The sequence below is a fragment of the Pseudomonas sp. GM84 genome, assembly GCF_000282535.1.
Lineage (GTDB): Bacteria > Pseudomonadota > Gammaproteobacteria > Pseudomonadales > Pseudomonadaceae > Aquipseudomonas.
The window spans coordinates 1-1,638 of the sequence record NZ_AKJC01000286.1 but is presented as its reverse complement, the minus strand read 5'-3'; the positions used below and the strand labels follow the sequence as shown (position 1 = coordinate 1,638).

Here is a 1,638-nt window from a genome sequence, read left to right as displayed (position 1 = left end):
GCGATTCCTGTGGGAGCGGGCTTGTCCCGCGAACACCGGCGAAGCCGGTGCCATGCTCCGCGCTGCTTGTTTCGCGGGGCAAGCCCGCTCCCACATGGATCACGCCGAGTCCTACAATTGCAAGCTGGCTTGCCAGCGATGAGGCCAGTTGCCCCACCACAAAACCCCAGCTTATCCTCCTCCTTCTGCCCCAATACCCAGGACCCGCCCAATGATCCACAGCGCGCAGCACGCCGCCTCCTACTACGCCGCCAGCAGCGCGCCACACCCCGATCATCCTTATCTGCAGGGCGAACACAGCGCCGACGTGTGCATCGTCGGCGGCGGCTACTCAGGCCTGAATACCGCCATCGAGCTGGCCGAGCGTGGTCTTTCGGTCATCCTGCTGGAAGCGCGCAAACTCGGCTGGGGCGCCAGTGGGCGCAACGGCGGGCAGTTGATCCGTGGTGTCGGCCATGGCCTGGAGCAGTTTCTCCCGGTGATCGGTGAAGAAGGCGTGCGCAGCCTGAAGCTGATGGGCCTGGAAGCCGTGGAAATCGTCCGCGAACGGGTCGAGCGTCACGCCATCGCCTGCGACCTGACCTGGGGCTACTGCGACCTGGCCAACAAACCCGGCGAGCTGCAAGGTTTTGCCGAGGATGCCGAAGAACTGCGCAGCCTGGGCTACCGCCACGAACTGCGCCTGGTGCAGAAGGACGACATCCACAGCGTGGTCGGCTCCGACCGCTATGTCGGCGGTTTGATCGACATGGGCTCCGGACACCTGCACCCGCTCAACCTGGCACTGGGCGAAGCGGCCCTGGCCAGTCGGCTCGGTGTGCGGCTGTTCGAGCAATCGGAAGTCAGCCGCATCGACTATGGCCCGCAAGTGAAGGTCCACACGGCCCAGGGCAGCGTGCGGGCCAAGACCCTGGTGCTGTGCTGCAACGCCTACCACAACGACCTCAACCGCGAGCTGGGCGGCAAGGTGCTGCCTGCCGGCAGCTACATCATCGCCACCGAACCGCTCGGTGAAGAACGCGCCCGCCAATTGCTGCCGCAGAACATGGCGGTGTGCGACCAGCGCGTGGCCCTGGACTACTATCGCCTGTCCGCCGACCACCGCCTGCTGTTCGGCGGTGCCTGCCACTATTCCGGCCGCGACCCGCAGGACATCGCCGCCTACATGGGGCCGAAGATGCTCAAGGTGTTCCCGCAACTGGCCGACGTTCGCATCGATTACCAATGGGGCGGCATGATCGGCATCGGCGCCAACCGCTTGCCGCAGATCGGCCGCCTGGCCAGCCAGCCCAATGTCTATTACGCCCAGGCCTATTCGGGCCACGGGCTCAACGCCACCCACCTGGCCGCGCGCCTGCTGGGCGAGGCGATCAGCGGCCAGCAGAGCGGGCGCTTCGACCTGTTCGCCAAGGTGCCGCACATCACCTTCCCCGGGGGCAAGCACTTGCGCTCGCCGCTACTGGCGCTGGGGATGCTTTGGCACCGGCTCAAAGAGCTGGTGTAGGTTTCGTTTGCAGGGCCTGCCTTGAGTCATGCGGGGTTGTCGAGACCGAGCGCCGCCCGCGCGGCGCATCGCGGATAAATCCGCTCCTACATTTGTTGCAACGTGCCACGGTCTGTCAGGCCATGGTTGTCCGC

Annotated in this window: 1 protein-coding gene; it reads left to right on the top strand. The window is 65.8% G+C overall.

Annotated features, from left to right (window positions below):
- Nucleotides 1-211: 211 nt before the first annotated feature.
- Nucleotides 212-1,504 (top strand): NAD(P)/FAD-dependent oxidoreductase, encoded by a 1,293-nt coding sequence (locus PMI38_RS20990; RefSeq protein WP_008098408.1) that lies wholly within the window; start codon nucleotides 212-214, stop codon nucleotides 1,502-1,504.
- The last annotated feature ends 134 nt before the right edge of the window (nucleotides 1,505-1,638 follow it).

Bases quoted from the DNA above. Each gene is read 5' to 3' on its own strand.
- PMI38_RS20990 (WP_008098408.1), top strand. From the start codon at position 212: ATGATCCACAGCGCGCAGCACGCCGCCTCCTACTACGCCGCCAGCAGC.